Origin of the sequence: Sorangium sp. So ce887 (genome assembly GCF_051521455.1) — a bacterium.
GTDB lineage: Bacteria > Myxococcota_A > Polyangia > Polyangiales > Polyangiaceae > Sorangium.
Window position 1 is genome coordinate 11,778,267 of record NZ_CP150354.1, and the last position, 18,234, is coordinate 11,796,500.

Annotated in this window: 10 protein-coding genes and 4 pseudogenes; 8 read left to right on the top strand and 6 right to left on the bottom strand. The window is 65.9% G+C overall.

What is annotated here, in order from left to right:
• Positions 1-51 precede the first annotated feature (51 nt).
• A pseudogene (locus WMF36_RS44140) lies at positions 52-522 on the bottom strand (protein kinase domain-containing protein); the annotation flags it as partial.
• 313 nt (positions 523-835) lie between these two features.
• A pseudogene (locus WMF36_RS44145) lies at positions 836-1,162 on the bottom strand (alpha/beta hydrolase family protein); the annotation flags it as partial.
• An 869-nt stretch (positions 1,163-2,031) separates the two neighbouring features.
• On the opposite strand from WMF36_RS44145, the gene WMF36_RS44150 reads away from it, so the two are divergent.
• A complete protein-coding gene (locus WMF36_RS44150) occupies positions 2,032-4,179 on the top strand; it encodes a hypothetical protein (protein WP_437576863.1) in 2,148 nt (715 codons plus the stop codon).
• A gap of 878 nt (positions 4,180-5,057) precedes the next feature.
• On the opposite strand, the gene WMF36_RS44155 is transcribed toward WMF36_RS44150, so the two are convergent.
• A complete protein-coding gene (locus WMF36_RS44155; protein WP_437576864.1) occupies positions 5,058-5,621 on the bottom strand; it encodes a sigma-70 family RNA polymerase sigma factor in 564 nt (187 codons plus the stop codon).
• Positions 5,622-5,735: 114 nt separating this feature from the next.
• Positions 5,736-6,368 (bottom strand): RNA polymerase sigma factor, encoded by a 633-nt coding sequence (locus tag WMF36_RS44160; protein ID WP_437576865.1) that lies wholly within the window; start codon positions 6,366-6,368, stop codon positions 5,736-5,738.
• 661 nt (positions 6,369-7,029) lie between these two features.
• On the opposite strand from WMF36_RS44160, the gene WMF36_RS44165 reads away from it, so the two are divergent.
• Positions 7,030-7,224, top strand: coding sequence for a hypothetical protein (locus tag WMF36_RS44165; RefSeq protein ID WP_437576866.1), 195 nt, complete (start codon positions 7,030-7,032; stop codon positions 7,222-7,224).
• A gap of 162 nt (positions 7,225-7,386) precedes the next feature.
• On the opposite strand, the gene WMF36_RS44170 is transcribed toward WMF36_RS44165, so the two are convergent.
• A complete protein-coding gene (locus WMF36_RS44170; protein ID WP_437582040.1) occupies positions 7,387-8,445 on the bottom strand; it encodes an RNA polymerase sigma factor in 1,059 nt (352 codons plus the stop codon).
• A 221-nt stretch (positions 8,446-8,666) separates the two neighbouring features.
• Here WMF36_RS44170 and WMF36_RS44175 point away from each other — a divergent pair, with 221 nt between their 5' ends.
• The 3 genes from WMF36_RS44175 to WMF36_RS44185 are packed head-to-tail and all read left to right on the top strand — an operon-like array spanning position 8,667 to position 13,022.
• Entirely contained in the window at positions 8,667-9,770 is a 1,104-nt protein-coding gene (locus WMF36_RS44175; protein ID WP_437576867.1) for a hypothetical protein, read from the top strand.
• A 20-nt stretch (positions 9,771-9,790) separates the two neighbouring features.
• On the top strand, positions 9,791-11,428 hold the full coding sequence (locus WMF36_RS44180) for a hypothetical protein (RefSeq protein WP_437576868.1): 1,638 nt from the start codon (positions 9,791-9,793) through the stop codon (positions 11,426-11,428).
• Between the two features lie 37 nt (positions 11,429-11,465).
• Positions 11,466-13,022, top strand: a complete 1,557-nt coding sequence (locus tag WMF36_RS44185; protein ID WP_437576869.1) for a hypothetical protein — start codon at positions 11,466-11,468, stop codon at positions 13,020-13,022.
• A 177-nt stretch (positions 13,023-13,199) separates the two neighbouring features.
• Here WMF36_RS44185 and WMF36_RS44190 read toward each other — a convergent pair whose 3' ends face one another.
• Positions 13,200-13,922, bottom strand: coding sequence for a hypothetical protein (locus WMF36_RS44190; RefSeq protein ID WP_437576870.1), 723 nt, complete (start codon positions 13,920-13,922; stop codon positions 13,200-13,202).
• Positions 13,923-16,455: 2,533 nt separating this feature from the next.
• On the opposite strand from WMF36_RS44190, the gene WMF36_RS44195 reads away from it, so the two are divergent.
• The 3 genes and pseudogenes from WMF36_RS44195 to WMF36_RS44205 all read left to right on the top strand — a co-directional run.
• Entirely contained in the window at positions 16,456-17,187 is a 732-nt protein-coding gene (locus WMF36_RS44195; protein WP_437576871.1) for a YciI family protein, read from the top strand.
• A 726-nt stretch (positions 17,188-17,913) separates the two neighbouring features.
• Positions 17,914-18,072: pseudogene (locus WMF36_RS44200) on the top strand (adenylosuccinate synthetase); the annotation flags it as partial.
• Between the two features lie 25 nt (positions 18,073-18,097).
• A pseudogene (locus WMF36_RS44205) lies at positions 18,098-18,232 on the top strand (adenylosuccinate synthetase); the annotation flags it as partial.
• Between the last annotated feature and the right edge of the window lie 2 nt (positions 18,233-18,234).

Sequence of the window (18,234 nt, forward strand, 5' to 3'; positions counted from 1 at the left end):
CCCGTTGGAGCAGACCGGCCGGCCGGTGAGGCACTCGAACCGCACGCAGCCGAGCGCGACGACGTCGTCGCGGACATCGATATCCTGCCCGCTCTGCGCCTGATCGGGCGCCATGTATGCCGAGGTCCCGAGGACAACGCCCGTCTGCGTCAGCGGCGTGGTCGTAGGGATCCCGGCGATCCCGATGTCGAGTAGTTTCGCGCGCGCGACGTCGCGGTTCACGAGGAACAGGTTGCTCGGCGTGAGATCGCGGCGGAGGACGCCGCGGGCGTGGACCACCGCCATGCGCGTGTCGGCGACGCACGCAGAGAGTGCGCTCCCCTCGTCCATGGTGAGCATGGTGAGCGGCGGACGGCGGAGCCCTTGCTCGAGATCCTCGCCCTCGAGCCCCCGTATGACGAGCCATAGCGCGCCCGTGGGGCTGCTCCCGTACGCCATGTGGCGCACGATGCCGGAGTGGGAGAGATCCGCGAGCATCCTGGACTTGCGAGAGAAACGCGACGTCGTCGCCCGAGTGCTCATCAAGGAGCACCTTGACGGGGACGCTCTCGTCCGAGAGCCGATCGCCCGCCTGCAAGACGCCTCCCATGATGTCCGCCCCTGCCTGGCCCACGATTTCGAATCGGCCTCCGAGCACGTCTCCCGGCTGCATTCGGCGAGTATCGTCGTTCTCGACAGGAAAAGTCTACATGGAGAGCGTGCGACTCCTCGCTTCCTGGGCACCCGCTGCCAGGATGGGCCGAGCCATCGCGTCGCGTGTCGCACGGAGCGCCTCCGCGTGGTAGACGATCGCGCCGGCGTGCCCGGTATCCAGCCACCGCAGCTCGCTCGCCCTTCAGGGCATGGAGCGCATCCACCTGCTCGCGGTATACGCCGCCGTCGCGACGCGCGCCGCCGAGGATGGCGGTGTCGAGCCGCCGCGGCGCCGGTGGCGGTCGAGGTCGGCGGCTCCGAAGAAGGCGCCGAGCCGCGCTCGCGTCGCTGACACGCCGCCGAGTGCCTCGAACCCGATGCTGCACGACAGCATCGCCTCGGTAAGGACCGGCACCACGCTGCGCCGCGCGGCGAGAAGCGCAAGCGCGCGCGGGCGCTCCGTCACCGCCGCCACCAGCGCCGCCGAGGCCCCGCCCATGCCGAAGCCGACCACCCCGACACGCTCGTACCCACGCCGGCGAGGTGCTCGATGAGCGCACGTGTCTCGTCGACCGTCGCGAGGTTCATCAACGGGAAAGGCAACATGGCAATGTGGCGTCCGCTACGTCGACCCTGCTGGCTCCCGCACCTGCCGACCGTGGCCGCGCGACCGGACACGTCGGAGGAACTCCGCCGTCGCCTGGCGCAGCTGGCACCGTGCGCGCTCGCCTCCAGGCGCTTCGCCCCGGCCCCCTTCGGCGGCCTGGAGCCGCGCTGCGTGTGACGCCTGCATGGCGGCGTGGGCGATGGCCGAGGGGCGCACCGCTGAGGGCTCGACCTCGGGGCAGGAGAGGGCATCACGAGGTCGGCCGCCGTGAGGTGTTCTCGGCCGCGCGATCTCATGTGATGGCAGGATGACGCTCTCCCTCCGTCGACGAGGCATGGGCCGTCTGCTGACGTGACGTCGCCATCTCCAGCAACGTCGCCGCCTCCACGAACGCACCGCAACGCTGCGCTCGATCGAGTGGCCTGAAGGCTTGACATGTGGGGTTGGCCGTCGGCTACGCTACCTCTCCACGATGCGCAGGAGGGGCACCAGGGCTGGGATCGGATATATCGGCGATCGACGCAGAAGCGGCTGTCCGGGGCCCCGAGACGGATGACGCCAAACTCGCCGCGATCGAACAACGTGTTGACCGCATCCTCGAGCGCACGCCTGCTGCGGATCGACCGGCCGGCCGAGCGCAAGCGCCCCTCGAGCTTGATGGCTCCTCATGAGACCGACGACGCCGAGGGCCCGGCGGTGGCGAGCCGCGAGCTCTATGGCCGGCGCCCTCAGGCACATCGGTCACTCGGTCATACTCTCTGAAACATGCGAGGCGACACGGAGATAACGCTATGGTCGAAGATGGAACGATGGGGATCGCAGGAGCGAATGCTGCTGAAACCGCTGACGCCCAGGATGCAAGCGCACGCGTTCTGTCGCTCATCAATGGAGATGGCGCGGGTCCGGCCAATTACGACAATGTCGTTAAGAGCGCCAGCGTTGAAGATGTTCGGGCATACATATCTAGCGGTACGGATGACAAGAACACGCTGGTCCTGGAAATATTCGATGCGAGCGGCGACGCCGCGGGTAAGAGATTTCGCGGGCTCCTTGCGGAAATTCTTTGCAAATCGGTGATTGCCTGGGCTTCGGGGGACCAGAATCATTGGTGTGAATGGTATGCAGATGAAGTGCCGGAGGATAAACTGTTCGGCTACAATTTCAGGCGCGTCAGCGAGGATCGGCGTCGGTTCGAAGCACTTGCAACGGTCGGCGAGTGGAGCGCCCTCCTAACAACGGCGCGTTTTGCGCCGACCGATCGCGTGGGTGTTATCAATCGAATAGTGCACGAGCCGCTTCCCCTGCCGCGCACCTGTGTAGAGGCCCTCTTGGCGCATATTGTTCGCGTCGGAGGTCCGCTCAACGTAAGCGAGGCCCTTTGCGTATGGTCAGCGCTGGGAAAGGACGACGCGGAGAGACTCAAGCATTTAGAGAAGCTGGACGATGGCTACTCCTTCCTGACTCGTGCGATTCTCGAGAACGCTCCCGCCGAACTTTGGCAGGCACTCGAACGCCGTTGGGATATTGCCGATGAATGGACGCGTAGGTGGACCAACCTTTCCGGCCTCCGTCGACATGCGGCGGCTCGCGTGTTCGCCCCCGCGCGTCTCGTCATCGGCTACGAATGCGGTTTATGGATCGACGAGAGTCGGTGTGAGCCAACGCGGGAGTCCGTTTCTCGTGCGCTCAATGGACTTGGTTTCGTGCAGATGGACGACGACTCACTGGACGCATTCGTGCCGCAAGCGAAACTGTGGGCTTGCCTGCGAAAACTGGCTCGCTATGAGGCAGAATCCTACAAGCGTCGCACAGAGCTTACGGCGCTCCGGCCAGATATTGCTGACCTGGCGACGGAAGCACCCGTGACATGGGCTGAGTCTCTTCGCTGGATTCTCGCTCGCGCGGGCTCCCTCGCCGGGTGTGCCGAGGCCGTTACATTCAGTCAAGTGTTGAACGGAGGTCCTGTTCGTAACGCGCTCAGTAGAGCATGCATGGATCCAAAGGAGATCGTTCGTGACCGGGCCCGCGGCATCGAGGCTGCACTCCGGGGTCTAGAGGCACCAACCGCTGCAACGAGTCGTCAACTCCTATCCTTCGCTGCGCGCCTGCTTGATGGGACACCCATTTTCCCGCAACCGCTGGCCGTTCGTTCACGGACTTGGATCGCCGACCCCGGGCTCGAAAATGCTACCGATGACGCTTTCCGGCGCGCCGCGAGCTGGTTCGCCCAGGATGTAGAGGCGTGGGGCGCGGCGGATGAAGAGACCCTGACCGGTGTGCTTCTTACGCACCTTGCTGCTGAGTTTAGAGGGCAACAATATACACTCACTGCGCTTGTCGGCTCATTTGCCCCCGCCCAGCACGGACGCATCACCTTGGAACATAAGCCAGCATCAAAGCATGTCGATGAGCCAGAGTGGGGCTGCGACGTGGCCGTCCTCACTCGTGCCGAGGTGCCCAGGCAGTTGCGTCTCGCATCGGTGACGCTGGTGCAGGTGAAGAAGTCGCTCGCTATCGCTGCCGAAGAGGCGATGGCGCACCGCGCGATCATGAGCAGTGGCCCGTTTACCAGACCGGACTTCGCCCAGCGGGCGGATTCCTGGGTGATCAAAATAAGGCAGCTCCGTGACGTGATCAAGCGATGTCAGACGGCTGTGTATTGGTTGGTGGCAGCGTCAGGGCAGGTGCTCGTTGTTCCGGCGCGATATCTCAATGGGCTTCTAGACGGAAGCGATCGCGGAAAGCAGGGTACCTTCACGATCGGCTATCACCAAATTCGATCTTTGGCGATTCCTCTGGAGCAGTTTCTTGTAGACCTCGTTATTGGCGTCTGGATCGGAAGCTCAGAAGACGAAGTTCTCGCGTTCGGACGAGGAGACTCCGGGCGAACCCGACCTCGACATGTGCTTGATATTGAGGTGAACTATGGCAATTCGTGAGCATCCGCTTGGGTTCGCTGCCATGCCGCCAAGGGAAGATCCGCGGCTGAGGGGCAGCGCGTTAGATGATCGAGAAGCAGCCAAATGGATATCCGTATGAATTGTCTGTTTTGGGCCGTCCGATAAATAATCGTGCTCGTCGACGTCTGTACGGTCACCATGGCTTACGTCGTCGATTGGAGGCAATCGGGAAAGCGATGCCGGCAAGCGGTAGGCCTGTGCCACGGAGGCAAGCACCAGGAGCGTGCGCGGGCGACGAAGCTTTCGCCGTGATGACCCCCGGCGACGCTGTCGACGCTCCTCGGAAACCGCGTGAATTTGGACAGGCCGACCCCTGGATCTCCGAGCTGCAGGTGGCGCGAGCCGGCGAGACCTCGCCCTGGAGCGGACTCTGCTTCCGCGGAGCCAGATCCGCGCGGGCGCAAGTCAAGCGATCGCGAGTGTGCATGCCCCCGCCGACCGTTCAAGCGCTTGAGTGCCGTGGCAAACTGCGTGCCGTCGAGTCGGCCACCTGGTCACGCACGGGCGCGTTGCGCTGGCGGGCGAGGCATTCGGGCGCGACATCGGCGCCCCCTCCCGCTGCGTGGAAGCGGAGGCCGACGGCACGGGTCGACGGACTGGGTAACACCACCGGCCCTGACGCCCTCGGACGCGGGTTCGCCGGCACCGAGCTCGGCGCCTATTCTTCGCCCAGAAGCGCGCGGGTCTTGTCGAGCAGATCTCGCTTGACCCGCTACCGGTTCTGGTCGTCCTCGTAGCCGGCTGCGACAGGTGACACCCTGATGACCCCCCTTTAATCGTCATGAGAGCGTCGATTGTTCGCTCGGCCTCATGGTCATCCAAGTCACGTCGGAGGTGAACAATCAGACCTTTGACACTCATCGCAACCGCGCTCCCCGGGTGGAGAGCTTCCTGGCTTCTCGAAGTCCGATGGCGTCGCGCAGCGCACCGATGGCCCTTGTGCGTCGCTTGTAGAGCGTAGAGAGAGGTAACCCCGCGTCTTCTGCCACCTGGGCCATCGGGATCCCCTCCAGATCGTGTGCCACGAGAACAAATCGCAGCTTTGGATCGAGCTCGTTCACAGCGTCGACAGCGCTCGTTCGGATGCTGTCGGACTCCATCGCAGCAGAGGCATCCGGCGCTGGATCGGGCACATCGATCCAATCGACGAGCTCCTCCCTGCGGTGCTGCAACCGCTCGTGATAGTGCGAGGCAACGTGTACGGTGATCGCGTTCAACCAGCGCTCCGGCCTGCCGCGCTTCGGATCGAACCTGGGCCAGCTCTCCCAGGCGTTGAGCCAGACTTGGCCTGCGACGTCGGTACGATGGCACCGTGGGACCCCCAGCCTCCCCAGCCAGCGCAGCACGGCACGAAGCTGCGCCGGGCAAAACAGGCGCGCGTGCGCGGCGGCTCGCTCGTCTTCATTCGACGGACGACCCATGGCTTTATGGTCCCCCTCGGGCACTCGCCCGTCATCTGACGATGCGGCGTATCCGCCCTCATGCGGCACCGGCTCGCGGTCTTCCCCGTAGGCGTCCGCTACCAAAGGAAGACGTCAGCCGTAGCTGCTCAGCTCCCGTAGCGGTGGCATGCTCGCCAACATGCTCCTGATGGCGGGCAGCGTCGGGGCATCGTGCAAGCGCAGCGCCCTCCGGAGTTGCTCTCTATCGCGCGCCAGGCGCCCCTGAATCGTGTTGGGGTTCTGACCAAGCTCGGCCGCAATCTCCTCCGCGGTGCGGCCCAAAGCGGAGTCCACCACGGCGTCGCGCAGCGCAGGATCGATCCGTTCCAAGCGGCGGAGACTGAGCTGCGCCTCTACCTGTCCAGACGGCGGCGGCAGGTGGCCATCGATCGCCGAATTCGTGTACGAATCGCGGCCTTTCTCCCACCGGTCCTGGTTCTCCCTGTAGTGCGTCGTATGGTGCCAAACGACCACATGCAGCCAGCGTCTCAAAGCCTCCTTCATCGACAGGTGCTCGCGCGCATGGAACCCTCCTGTCTCGACGGTTCTCCATGCAGAATGGAGGATATTCTGCAACACGTCTTCTCGGTCGCACTCTGGAACCTTGAGCCGGCGCAGCCTATCCCTGATCATGGAACTGTGCTGCACGATGGCATCGAATAAAACGCCCACCTCGGGACGCATGCCCACGTCCGCCGAATGCGAGGCACGGCGGCGCTCACCCATGGCGCCCGACTCCCGGAAGGGTCGTGTTCAGCGGCGAACGCTCTACGTCTTCCCAATCGGAGGCGTTGGCGGAGCTCGCCCCGCCTTCGTCGCGCTGTAGCGGGAAGCTCGTCAGTGTGGCAGCGCGACGGGCGAGCTCCGCCCCCGTGGCGGTGCGGACAGGGAGCGGCGACCGAAGCCGCGGCTGTGGAGGCGGCGGGAGCTTCGCCCGCGTGCTCCTGGCCGCGAGCTCGGGAGACGGCACCACGGGCGGAGGAACGTCGAGCGCGCGGGGAGGTACCGTCGGCGGAGTCGGCGGCGCCGATCTCGGCGCCGGCGACGACGCGGGACGCGCCGAGCTTTCGCGCTTGGTGACGGGCTCGCCGACCTGGATCACCACGGTCTCCTCTGCGTCCGTTCTGTAATCCTCGTGTAGCTGCCACAGGCGCCCCCAGTACCGAGCAGGCGTGCCGGTGAAGGCCTCCAGCTGCCGGGCAAGGCCGGGCGTCATGGGAAGGTCGCTCCTCAGCAGCCGCTCGACCTCCCTCGGTTCCAACCCCGTGCTCTCGGCCAGCTTTCTCCTCCACGAAGGCATCGTCGCGCAGAACGACTCAAGGACTCTTCCTGGCCAGGGGACGGGGCGCGTGCGGGCGTCTGTCAGCTCCGCGAGCGCCGCGTCGACATGACAGTCCAGAAGGCGCCGGTATCGGTCCCGCTCGCCCGCGGCCTGCTCCTTCGCATCGGTGAGGGCTGCCTCCTCGTCATCATGCACGTGCTCGCGCGCCTCGCGAAGCCCGCGCTCGCGTCCCAGCGCTTCGCGCGCGGTGACCGCGAAGCCGATCGCGACGCAGGCTATCATCGCGAGCCCGAGCGGTGAAATGAGCCACATCGCGCCAAGTAGATCCTCCATCGTATTCATCTCGTTTCGTCTCCTGGACGCGAACATCCTTGTCTGGACGCAAGGCAGATCTCGGCCTTGTGCTGTCCGACGACATCACCCGCGTCACCGCCTACTGGCTGTCGGAGGGAGGCCGAGGACTCAGCGAACTTGCGTCAGGAGCGCTTCACGCTCCGCGGCGAGCTCTCCCTGCGGGAACTCCCGTGCATGTGTCTCAAGCAATCGGCGCGCCTCTGCATCTGCGACCGCGTTATGGTCCTCAATGGCCCTTCGGGCCTCGTCGATGAGGCTCTGCTCGCGCTCGCTGACGGCTGGAACCACCGCGCGGACGGGGAGCCAGGTACGACGCACCGGCGCCCCTGATGGAGCAGGCCCTCGTGCGTCTCGGTCCTGCGCCGCCTGCTCGATCGCCTGCGCGGCCGCCGCTGCCGCCGCGCGCATCGGGAGTTGGGCCGGTGGTTGCGCGATCTTCTCCACGGCCGGTGCGGGCGCAGGAGCGCGCACCACCGCCGCCCCCAACCGCGACTCCGGACTGAACGAGTCCGGCAACGTCGCGATGAGGGCGCCGGTCAGCACGACGACCGCCCCCTGCACCAGGATCTTGATGCCCAGGCGGCCTAGCTGACCCAGCCACCCCTCGCGGCCACGCAGATCGAAGGCGAACGGGACGCATGCAGCGTCGTCCCATCCGCGCGCGCGTTGCCGCGCCCTCCGGCGTTCCACGGCCGCGGCGAGGTCCTCGAGCGCTCGGCGGTATCGTGTCCTCACCGTCTGCGGCTTGAGCCCCAGCTCGGAGGCGATCTCGACGAGCGGCACCTCCTCGATCGCGTGCTTGATCAAGACGTCGCGGTACTTGGGGTCGACCTGGTTGATCAGGTCGCGGAGGAGCGCCTCTCGCTGCCGCCTGCGGAGCATCTCTTCCGGAGTCGGGCACTCCGCCCGAAGCTCGTGGTCGTCGAACGAGGTCAGGACTTCCCCCCGACGGCGTTCGTTCCGGACGTGGTTTCGCGCCTGGTTCAGGACGATGGTGGCACCGTAGGACGCTCGGGCCTCCCCGAGATCGACCCGCAGATCCGCCTCAAGTCCCCGCAGCAAGGCGTCCTGCGCGAGGTCCTCCGCGTGTCGCGCAGGGACCCCGAAACGCCGCGCGAGGCGCCGGAAGAATTCGAAGCCGGTAGGGGTGCTGCCTGGCTCGCCCATCACCGGTAGAACACCTGAGCCGTCTGGAGGGCTTCAAGAAAATGCAGGGCGGCCCCAGCGTCGGTCGGGCAATGTGCGACATGTGGGCCGCGGGTCGTGTGACTGCATGAGCAGCAATGGCCGCATTCCTCGATCGGGCGGGATTTTCTCGTCTGATCGTTCAGGTTATGCTGCTTTCAGAGCCGTTGACGCGCCACGTCTGACGTAAGTACCTTCTATGCATGCGTTTTGTTGCGCAATCGCTCTGGAGTTGCCTGATGCTTGGCGTCGTGATCGGCACCACGCATCCAGCGCGGGCGGAGGACCGCAAGCCGGCCGCCGCACGAAGCGACGATTCGATCGTAAAGGACCCTCTTCGCCGCGCCCGACGAGCTCGGGCATCGGGAAAGTGGACCGAGGCACACGCCGCCTACAAGGCGGCCTTCGAGGCGATCGACTCGACATCTGTCACAGAGAGAGAGTCCGCCGAGATCGCTGGAGAGCTGGGCCTCTGCGAGCTCAAGTTGCGCAAGTTCCGTGACGCGGCGGAGCACCTGGCTTGGAGCCTTGAGCGGCGGAAGGCGCTTTCTCCTGCCCAGCAAAAAGGATTCGCGGATGGACTGGCCAAGGCCGTTCGGTTCGTCGCGACGCTCTATCTGTCGGTGGATCCGCCGGACGCCGAGGTGCTCGTCGATGGCAAGCCCATCGGCCGACCCAGGCGGACCTACACACTGTTCTTCGAGCCTGGCAAGCACATGGTGCGGGCCCGAGCACCGGGCCGCGAGGAAGGCTCCCAGACGCTGGACGCGCAGGCGGCGACCGAACCGACCATGACGATCCAGTTACCGCGCTCGGCCGAGAGCAGCGCCAAGGACAACGCGCCCGCTGTGCCCAAGTCCGTGAGCGGATCGCCCCCTGCGCGCCAGCAGGCGCCCGGGCAATCGGCGTGGCGGCCGACGACGCTGCGCATCGCGGGGATCGCCGTCACGACGGCCACCCTGTCCGCGGGCAGCCTTCTCATGATCCGGGCCACCCGTCTTGACGGCGATCTGAGCGAACGGCGCGACGGGCTCAACGGCGGTGCGGCGGCGAGCGGGTCCAGGTGCTGGCAAGCGGCGGATCGCCCGGGGTGCGCAGACCTGCTCCGCCTCCGAGACGAGCGCAACCTGTCCGCGGGCGTGGGCACGGCCATGCTCATCGCCGGCGGTGTGATTGGGGCAGCGACCGCCGCGTCCTTCTTCACGGACTTCTCCTTCCTGGGGCTCACGCCGGCTCAGGATCGGATTCACGCCTCGCCGGTGGCGACCGGGCGAGAGCTTGGCGTGACGATCGAGGGGCTGTGGTGAGGACATCGGGGGCCGAGCAGATGCGTTCGAAGGAAGGCCGGCGCGTGGCGACGTCCGTCGTCGCCGTCGCGATCTTCATGTGCGGCGCGAGCACGCTGACAGGGTGTCCGTACTCCGACCCTTGCTGGGAGGTGGAGACGTGCGACCCCGATCCGGTGCCGCCGCCCGACCCGTGCGAGGGAGCGCCCGGCACGGCGCCGGCGCTGGATGAATGCGGGGTGTTCGTCAGCGCGTCGTCAGGCAACGACAGCAACCCCGGCACGAAGGGCGCGCCGGTGAAGACCCTGCAACACGCGATCGGGCTCGCCGCGCACGGGCGAGGCCACGGCGAGGAAGCGACCCGGCGCGTGTACGCGTGCGGCGGGGAGTTCGCGGAGACGATCACGCTACCATCTGGGGTCGACCTCTGGGGCGGGCGCCTGTGTGACGGCGGAGATTGGTCCTATGGAGGGTCGTTCGGCGGGCCGGATCACCCGACGATCATCGCTCCGCCTGGGGGGATCCCGCTGCGGGTCCTCGGGCTGGAGGGTACGGCGCTCGCGCAGGACGACACGGCGTCGGTGATCGCCGGCGTGCGCATTGTCGCGACGGACGCCTCGGCGCCCGATGGCAGGTCGTCGATCGCGGTGATTTTGAGCACGGGGGCCAGGGCGATCGTGCAGGACAGCGTGATCGTGGCGGGCAACGGCAAGGGCGGGGAGCCGGGCGGGGACGCGCCGAGCTATCGATCCACGGACGGCGTCGTGGGCAACAACGGCGCGAACGCCTGCACGGCGGACATCGTGACGGGCGCCCTTCCGGTGGTCACCGTGTGCGGCGATGGGATCGAGTCGACGGGCGGCTACGGCGGCGACGGTGGGCTTGACGTCGGCCGCGATGGCACGCCAGGACAGCCGGAGCCCGCGGAGATTTCGGAGCGCGACGGCCACGCGGGGCTCGGCGCGGACCTCACGCGATGCAGCGAAGGGGGCGATGGCGCAGACGGCGCCGACGCCGGTCGCGCGGGTGGCGCCTTTGGCCCAGGCTTCCTGAGCGACGATGGATGGATCGGTGTCCGTGGTGAGGACGGGAAGAAGGGCGGCGTCGGCCATGGCGGCGGTGGCGGTGGCGGCAGCAAATCGCGCGGGGAGATGGTCGCGTGTCCGACAAGCCGGCCCCAGAGTGGCGCGGCCGGCGGCTCGGGGGGAAGCGGGGGTTGCGGCGGCAAGGGAGGCGCGGGCGGCGGCTATGGCGGCGCGAGCATCGGTATCGTCGCGCTGGAGGGCACTGACCTGACCGTCGCCAACACCGACGTGTTCACCGGCGATGGCGGCCAGGGCGGGGTCGGCGGAACGGGCCAACCGGGGGGGCTCGGTTGGTCTGGTGGTAATGGGGGCGGGGCTCCTGATGCTCGCATGTGGACGGGGTGCCCTGGCGGTTGGGGAGGCAACGGCGGTCGCGGAGGCGATGCCGGCGGCGGGCTCGGCGGCGCATCCGTCGGCATCGCCTACGTGGTGCCCAACTTCGCCATTCGAGCCGGGACCACCATGGTTATCGGGGACGCCGGTACAGGCGGCGCCGCGGGGAACGCCGGTCCGGAGGACGACGCGGGCAAAGGGAAAACCGGCCCACAGGGTGCTTTTTATGTCTTCCCAGCGGCAAGCGAGCCGCTCCATTGAATCGCGCCGCGCGACGCGCTGCCCTCGAGGGATGCCCATGAACCTGAATTCCGCGATCCTCCTCGTCCTTGCTCTGCCGCTCGCCTCGACCGGCTGCGGGACCGCACCGGGGGTGGACGACCCGAACGGCGCGCCGCCGTGCAACGGACCCTCGACGTGCGTTGGTGATCCGATCCCCGAGTCCGTCTGCCTGGAGCAGCTTGCGAAGTCTCAGGTGGTCGATGGCTGCGGCGTGTTCGTCAACCATCCGGTGCTCGGCGGTGACGACGCGAACCCCGGCACGAAGGACAGGCCGGTTCGTTCCATCCAGCGCGGCATCGAGCTTGCGCGCACCGGGCGCGGTCGCGTGTTCGTCACGAACGATGGCTTCGAGGAGTCCATCACGCTGCCCTCCGGGGTGGATATCTACGGAGGCTTCAATGTCGTCGATTGGGAACGCCTGGAGGAGACTCCACGCCCGGCGCAGGGCATGGGCAAGGTCGGTCCCCCCTTGATCGGGCAGATCGCGCTGATCGTCGAGCCGGCTCGCGCCGGCGACACGGGGGCAGCGGACGGGGTCTCGATCATCGATCACATGTTCATCCGCAGCTCAACGCATGTCGGGATGATCGTTCGGTCGGGCACCGCGGTGGAGATTATCGAAAGCTGGATCACAGCCGACCCGGGATTTGGGGGCCACGATGGGGAGAAATGGCCGGGCCGGGCAGCGTCGGGGCCGGACGGGCAGTATGGGGGAGACGCGTGCTCCGCAGCGACGGTCCCGGGTGGGGTTCCGGCGGTGAACTCCTGCGAGGGAGGGCTCCCGAGCATCGGTGGCAAGGGAGGCGACGGGCTCGCGGACGGCGCTGGAGATGGGGAGGACGGCGAGCCCGTACCCCAGCCGAACCCCCACCACGATGGGGAAGGAGGGCGTGGCAACCGGGCAGACGGCGGTTGCAGCACCGGCGTCACCGGGCTGAGTGGCATGTGGGGCGCCGCCGGCGCAGCGGGCAAGGGCCGCGGGCGGATCGAGGAGACCGGATGGCACGGCGACGGGGCCGGCGACGGCGCCCGGGGGATGCCGGGCCAAGGCGGCGGCGGTGGCGGTGGGCGTCGCGGTGGGCTCGCGGCGTGCGGTGTGGCCACCAAGGGCGGCGCCGGCGGCGGCTCCGGAGGCGCGGGCGGCTGCGGGGGACGGGGCGGCCGAGGGGGCGGGAACGCCCAACCGAGCATCGCGATCGTGGCGCTCCACGCCAAGGTGACGGTGCGCGATAGCATCATCACCGCCCGCGACGGGGGCCAAGGCGGCGACGGCGGGGAGCCGGAGGAAGGCGGCCGTGGCGGCCGTGGCGCTCCAGGAGGCGCCTTGGGGGACGGGATGTGGTCCTGCCAGGGTGGCAGCGGCGGCCTCGGAGGCGACGGCGGCTACGGCGGCCCCGGCCGCGGCGGCGACTCGATCGGCATCGCCTACCTCGACGAGGACCAGCTCACGCTGGAGGGCGTCACCTACGAGCTCGGACCGCCGGGCAAGGGCGGCGTGAGCTGGGATTGGTCTGGCGACGAGATCACGGCGGAGGATGGCATTCAGGTCGAGACGCTGCGCTTTCCTGAATAACTGGATTGAGGCTAACCGCAGCGAGCTATCCGGCTCGATAGGACCAGGCGCGAAGGTCGACGGTCACGTTGGCGAACTCGGCACGCTCTGGACGGTTCAAGCCCGGTCCGCTGCGCTTCATGCTCTGCCAGATCGCTTGGGGTGCCGGTGAGCGCTGAGGTTGAGAGCCTCACCGGCTTACCATGCGTCTGAAAAAAGGCAATCGTATAGCCTAGCCTCTCCCAAACGTCGTAGATTGGTCGCCACGTCCGGCACGACCACGTTGCCGATCTCCGGCGGCATGCGCTCATATCCCCATGTCGCTTCGATCTCTTGGGCGATCCCCGCAGCGCACGGCTGCTCATCGGGCGATAGATCGAAGCAGATGACCTGCCGCGTGGGTCTATCTTCCATCGAAGGTGGCTCAACAAGCTCGGGCTTGACCAGCCTGATCAGCTTGCCAACCCAGGCGGGCAGGATGTAGACCGTATCATGGACGAAGATCGTGACGGCGCGAGGTGGCGTCGCGCGGAGCGCTTTCTCCCTCTCGATCTCCTCGAGATCATCAACGAGGCGCGAGCTGTAGACGATGTAATAAGGGACCAGAAAGCTCACCCTCAATTCAATTGCATGTCGGTATTCTCCGGTGGCCTTCGGAAGATAGAGAGAACCGGAATAACAGGCGTCGTGACTTCCCGTCACGAGATGGGCTGAGAAATTGTCGACCTCGTTCTCGGGGAACTGTTCACGCAGGCGCCGCAACATGCCAAGCCACCGCTCGCAATCGGCGCCGGCTCGGCGACGGGCGTTCACCAGCCGTCGATCCTCTTCTGTTTGCACGCGACCAATATCCTCGTACGGAACCCGCCGAGGGTAGTAGCGATGTACGACGTTGAACAATTCCTCGACCGCGTGCTTCATGGCTGTGTGACTCTGGATCCATCCACGTGCTTGCGGAGGCTGATGTCCATCTCATCCTTTAACCTAGCGCAGTAGATCCCTTGCGGAATAGTGGGGTTTGCCCTCATTACTTTACGCGAAGCTTTGCTCGCTACGTCGGCACTGATGCGCGCGGCCTCGTCAGCTGAAATCTGTCCCTGAGCTCTGTTTCGCAGTGGCATCCCAAACGTCATCTGTGGACATTCCCAGAACTCCGGATACACCTCGACCCACCGCTTAATCTTCAGACGAACGGAGGCTGTCTGCCAGCCTCCCGATTCGCCTGTGCCATTGTCTGCAATAGTCGTAGCGAATTTGAAGATGGTTGGTGAAAATCCGTTTACTCCGGCCGGCGGGCACTTTGAACCGCAGGTGTCGCTGCAGAACACATAAGTCTGGCCGTCTCCAGTGGTGTCACCGGGTCCTGAGCATATGCTGGTTGTCGGACTCTCCGAGCTGTCTCTCGGGTGCTCTTCTTCTTCCTCTTCTCCTGAGCTATCCGTTTTGTTACACTGGATCTTATGTTCACGGGCGTCTCGCCGTTCTCCCGATGGCGCATCTCCGAAGTCACCGGATGCGGTGGAGCTGAAGACCGGGATGGGCTCCGAACCTGGACCCGCACCTGCGCCCGAGGTCCATTCCTCGCGAGGGTAGCAGTCTCCCACCGTCCAGTTGCATGCCGTCAACACCCAGATCGCGATGGCCACAAAGAAAAATAGACTTCTTCTTGAGCTCATTTGGCACTCCATCGCATTACAGGGCCGGCAACGACAACGACGGATGCATAGCCTGGGAGCACAAGACTTCTTCCGCCGATCCAGTCCACGTTAGCGCTCGCCGATATGCCCAGCGGCCCCACAACGTACGCGCTGGCTTGCGCATGTCCGCCTACCGCGATCCCGGCAACCTGTCCACATAAGGTGTTTCCGCAGGCTGGCATGAAGTAGATCGCGACCGATGGGCCCGCGCCAATGTCGCCATGCATCCAACTGTATCCAATGGCAACGGAGGTGTGATTGTAAACGCCGACCCCGCCTATCTGGATAGGAGGCACGACGCTGCACAGATCATGAACCTTCAACAGGAGGTTTTTCTTAATGTGCCACGATATCCCAGCATTCGCGCCTACCGCGACGCGCGGAGCGGTGCCAGCGTGGATCCAACCGAGGCTTACACCGGCGCTCAGCTCCGAGGCCTCTACCTGCGTCGAAGCGACACCGAGCACGAGAGCGAACATCGCCGCCGATGCGAGCCGTCGGCATTCCGTTCTCATCGGCTCTTTCCTCCTTTGGCGCCGCCCGGAGAACGTGGCGATGCAACCAATTCTTCTGATGACAGGATAGGGCGTCAAACGCAACCTAGAGGAGAGCATCCCAATCAACATGGATCGTACCGTCCAGAGCGTGGGCCACTGCGCAGCTGTTCGCGGCGCCAGTGTTCGTCAAGCTGCGGGTGCCGGCGGTCTGTCCACGTAGCCGTGAGAGCGCACGGACGGCGGTGCGCCCTGGGCTGCACGACGTCGCCCGCGCGCCAGCGCCACGAGCGAGCGCGACCCGCCGCGGCGCCCTGGGCGGGCCGCCGCCGCGGTTGACGGCGCGCCGACGGTCGCGCTCTGAGTTGCACGACGTGGCCCGAGCGCCCGAACATGGGAGCACACGACAGCGTGTCGTGCCCGAAGCGCGCGCATGAAGAGTCCCCGCAGCGCTGCGGGAGCACGTCCTTGCGAACACGCAGAGCCCCGCGCCCCCGCGCTTTTGCTGCACACGACGTGAGAGTAGCCGGCCTCTTCCATCGGTTTGTTCGCGGATCCCAGAGGTGGCGAGCCGGCTCAACTGAACCCTTCAGCAAAAGTGCGGGAGAGCCGAAGTTACTGTCGCTTGACACCACCGAGACTACCGACACCGCCAGCACCCCCGAGAGCGCCTGCACCACCGTTTTCGGCCGGGTAGTCGCAGGTAGTCCAACCGGTGCGCACCTGGCCCGCGGGACACACTTATGGACGAGAGCCCGTGCAATAGGTTCCGTCGTCTCTCGCCTCGCAGAAAGCGTCGTCTTGTAAGCACCTGCTCGAGTTCTCGACGATCGTTCCCGATTCGCCGAGACTAGACGTGCAGCTCGTTGAGCCGCCGGAGCCCCCGCCCGATCCGCCACCCGTTCCGTCAGGTCCGCCGCCCGAGCCGTTCCCACCGGTGCCGCCGTCGGGTCCAGGCTCCGAACTGCAACCCAATCCGGCCCAGAGCCCCACCACGACGAGGCCCACCCGAATAATTGTAATATTCACAACGTTCCTGGTCGCTCCTACAGCAACGTCCGTGCCAGTCGCAGGGGCGACACGCGCCCGTCCTGCCAGCCAGGAGCGCTGAAGAAGATTCCCTTCTCATTTCGCAGAGTTGAGAAAATTTCCCCTGCCCCGTCGTTTACGACCATGCGCCGCACGTCGTGCTCCATGAAGGCCCGGCGAGTGGCGAGGCCGCCTCGCCGAGCTTCTTCTCACCTCTAACATCAGGAGTCAGCCATGCGTTTTATGATGATGCACAAGAACGATCCCGAAACCGAAGCAGGCAACCCGCCGCCCCTCGAGCTCGTCCACAGGATGGGCGCCTTCGTCGGCGAGTTCGCACAATCCGGTCGACTCATCGACGGTGCCGGCCTCGGTGGCAGCAAGACGCGAACGCGCTTGGTCTTCCGCGAAGGCAAGGTCACCACCAAGCGCGGCCCCTACTCGGGCGCGCACGAGCTTCCCGCCGCAACCTTGCAACTCAAGGTCGGCACCCTCGAGCAAGCGCTCGGCTGGGCGGAGCGCTACGGCAAGATCCTCGGCGACTGTGAGCTCGAGGTCGGCAAGGTCAACGAGCCGTGGGACATCGGCGTCATGCCCATGCCGGAGAACCCTCCACTCCAGGTGCTCCTGATCGAAAAGGCCGATCAGTCCACCGAGGCTGGCGGGCGGAGTGCCCAGCAGAAGGCTGCGCTCTCGCGCCTCCGGACCGAGATGACCAAAGCTGGCGTGCTCGTCCGCACCCATCGACTCGAGCCGAGTGCCCAGGGCAAACGCCTCATGTTCACCAAGGGCGAGCTCAGCGTGCTCGACGGGCCCTTCGCGGAGTCGAAGGAGCTCATCGGTGGCTTCGCGGTCCTCGACCTCTCGGGGATGGACGAAGTCATCGACGTGTCCCGGCGCTACGCGGACATCCTCGGTGGCACGCTCGAGATCGACGTGCGTCTCGTCAGCCAGGACGAAGAGTAGGCGCGCGGGGCGGAGGCGGCCGTCGAGGCGGTCTCGCGGGCGAAACCCGGGTCAGAGAGTAATTCCCCAGCTCGAGCAACTGCCGGCCCACGTGCTCACGGTCCCGCCGCTGTCTGTCCAGTCACTCCTGGCTCCTTCGTCAACATCGCAGCACGATAGCCAACTTGGATAATAGCGATCTCCATTGACGAGATTGCGGCAGATCGCGAGCGCCGCCTCTTCTGTGGCTTCGGACTCGGGCGCTTCTTCGCTCATGCAAGCAACGACCGAGATCGTCGACAAGATACAAATGGTCGCGGTGGTCACTTTAAATGACATCGGTTGCCTCCCCCCGACGCCATCTTATGGGTGTTCGCGTATGCGGTCAAGTGGGCTGCGCCGTCTTAGGCCGCGAGAAATTCGATGCATGATGCGTTATGCTGGAGTGCACGAGCAAAACGTTAATATGGATTATTGATTGCCCAGAGCATTGTTCCGTCGAGAGCTGATCGAGGAGCTTCGAGATTTATTTCTCGCGAGATGGTATGAATGTACATCTCCTTCGCGTGTTCAGTGTTGGCCGAAGGGTAGTCGAAAGTGGCTCGCGGATTGGTGAACCTCTGGAGTCCTATTTTGTAAATTTTAACGCCTGCTCCGATTTGTGTTGTTTGGCAGCGTGGCCGGGGTCGAGGAACACTGGGCCGCCAAGAGAACCACGAGAGCTGCTCGCAGGATTTGCAGGATTTGATGGCGCATGGGCTCGCCGTGACCAAGCTCGACGTGCTCAGCGGGCTCGACACGATCGCGGTGTGCGTCGCGCACGACACGCCGGAGGGGCGCACGACGGAGCTGCCGATCCGGCCCGTCGGAAAGGCCGTGCCCGTGTACGAGAAGCGGCCGGGGTGGCGCGAGGCGCTCTCCCCAGGCGCGGACGATGGCGGAGCTGCCGAAGGCCGCGCAGGACTACGTGCGCTGCCTCGAGGCCGAGAGCGGCGTGCCGGTGTTCCTGGTGTCGGTGGGGCCGCGGCGGGACGAGACGATCGTGCTTCGGGACGCGTTCGGCTGAAC